The organism is Holdemania sp., from assembly GCF_986127675.1.
Window position 1 is genome coordinate 1 of the sequence record NZ_CFQZWI010000181.1, and the last position, 2260, is coordinate 2260.

Annotated in this window: 3 protein-coding genes; 1 reads left to right on the forward strand and 2 read right to left on the reverse strand. The window is 47.9% G+C overall.

What is annotated here, in order from left to right:
* Positions 1–84 precede the first annotated feature (84 nt).
* Positions 85–243 carry a hypothetical protein gene (locus AC5OW4_RS15055; RefSeq protein ID WP_006060135.1) on the reverse strand — a complete coding sequence of 53 codons (159 nt, stop codon included), beginning with the start codon at positions 241–243 and terminating at the stop codon, positions 85–87.
* A 108-nt stretch (positions 244–351) separates the two neighbouring features.
* Positions 352–1221 carry a YitT family protein gene (locus AC5OW4_RS15060; RefSeq protein ID WP_072683656.1) on the reverse strand — a complete coding sequence of 290 codons (870 nt, stop codon included), beginning with the start codon at positions 1219–1221 and terminating at the stop codon, positions 352–354.
* 180 nt (positions 1222–1401) lie between these two features.
* Between AC5OW4_RS15060 and AC5OW4_RS15065 the strand changes: the two genes are divergently transcribed.
* On the forward strand, positions 1402–2260 hold an 859-nt coding region (locus tag AC5OW4_RS15065), incomplete at its 3' end, for a LysR family transcriptional regulator (protein WP_493677195.1).

The following is a 2260-nucleotide window of genomic DNA, read 5'->3' on the forward strand; positions in this document are numbered from 1 at the left end:
TTTAACACTTTAAGCTCTGGCACCACGCGCATAGCACGTGGTATCCACTTCGTATAAGAAAAAATCACCAGGGATCCCGGTGATTTATAGATGAATGACTTCCTGCGTCGTTTTAACAATCATCGTAATATCAGCGCCTGTTACATCAAAATCAACGTCTTTCACCGTTAAGCTGATTTCCTTTAACAGTTTCTCTGCTTTTTTCTGCGCGAGTTCATTTAACTGTTTAAACTCAATTTTCATATCTAACACCTCGCTTCTATTTTATCATGAAAGGCCCACTTTGAATATAGCGGAATTCTGACAAGTTTTGTCGAATTCTTAACTTTTTTATTGCATTTTGCGGGTTGTTTATTCTACTAACCGTTTGATAAAGTTGCCCGTGATCTGCAAGCCCTCGTTGACGATGATGAAGGCTTTGGGATCCAGCTGCGTAATCATCCGGCGCAGTTCGTTGACCTCATCCTTCGACACGATGGTGACCAGAACCTCGGTTTCCGTCTGGGTATAGGCGCCTAAGCCCTTCCAATACGTCACCCCGCGCACAAAATCCTTGAGGATCCGATTTTTAATTTCCGGGTTCTTGGTAAAGATCATCAGACTCATCTCGATGTTCTGCAGATGAACCTTATCGAGCACAAATGAATATACCGCCGCATAGATAATGCTGTAAATCGCGATCGGCAGATCAAACAGGAACGCGCACAGACTGTACACCAGCGCGTTGAACAGCAGCTGGATCTTCCCGACGCTGAACGCTTTCCAATGCAGCGCGGCATACACGCCGACGATATCTGTTCCGCCGCCGCTGGCCCCGCTGACCAGCGTCATCCCGATGCCCAATGCCCCGACGATCGCCCCGATGATGAGCGAAGCCAGCACATCGTCCAGAATCGGCACGACTGGAATGGGAATCAGCGAGAAGCAGACAGTCTGGGTGATCAGCGAAAGCAGCGTCCCAAGAAAGAATTTCCGGCTCAGCGAGCGAAAGGCCATAAAGAACAGCGGCACATTGATTAAAAAGTTGATCACGCCCGCGATATCGAAACTGAAACGCATTCCCATCCGGCTGACCAGCACGGACCGGATAATCTGCGACAGTCCGACAATTCCGCCGTTATAGAGATTGACCGGAACGACGAAAAGATTAATCGAAGCCGCAAACAGCGCCGAGCCGAACAGAATCATCGTGTAATCATAAATTTGTGAATGGCGTTTCATGAAATGGTTCCTCCTGGGTTTCCCACGGATCTTCTCTTATTTTATATGAACTGAGGTAATTCTGCCAGCCTATTTTTGAGTTTTCATCTTTCTCTTTTATCTTGTTCATTTCCCGATCAAATTAATCGGGAACCGGCTTGTTTTATGGTATGATAAAGATAAGTAAAGCAGGTGATTTGAATGGACGTCAAAGCGTTATCCTACTACGTCGCCATCGCCGATCAGAAAAGCATCAACAAAGCGGCTGAAATTCTATACATCAGCCAGCCGGTTTTATCCCGAACCGTTCAGGCGTTGGAAGACGAGCTGGGCGTCCAGCTGTTAATCCGCAATAATCATGGGATTGAAATGACTCCGGTCGGCCAGAGCTTGTATTATTATGCCCACAGCATTCTTTCCCAGTTTGAGGAAATCGAACGGTTAAAGAAAACGTACCACGCGGTTGTGGAAACCCGCCTGCAGGTATCAACGGCAATGCTTCTGCTTCAGGATGCGATCGTGCAGGAATACTTCAAGTCAGTCCCCAGCGATCATGCGGTCATCAATATTCAGGAAACGGGCATCGAACAGGCGATCAAGAACGTCAGCGATCAGGGATCCGAGATTGCGATTCTGACGTTGAACTCCGTGCAGCATCGCGTCATGACCAAGGTGATCAAAGTTCAGGGCTTGCAGATGCATTCGATCAAGAAGGATGCGGTTTATGTTCATCTCGCCCAGTCGCATCCATTAGCCAGCCGAAGTACGATTACCACGTCGGAGCTGTTGGACATGACCTATCTGCGGATGCCGCAGGATTTCTACACCCAGCTCAATTACACGTTCAAGGTCGGCGATCAGGAACTGACCAATTTCAAGAAGACCGTGACCGTTAACAATTACCACACGATGATCAATCTGTTGAAGCACAGTGATTCGTTCATGTTCGGCAACTGTTGGCAGGCCGCAGATCTCAAGAAAGGCGGCATCGCTTCTATCCCTGTGGAAATGCTCATGTACGGTAAGGAAGCAAGCAACCGAAAACAAGAGATAGACCGCC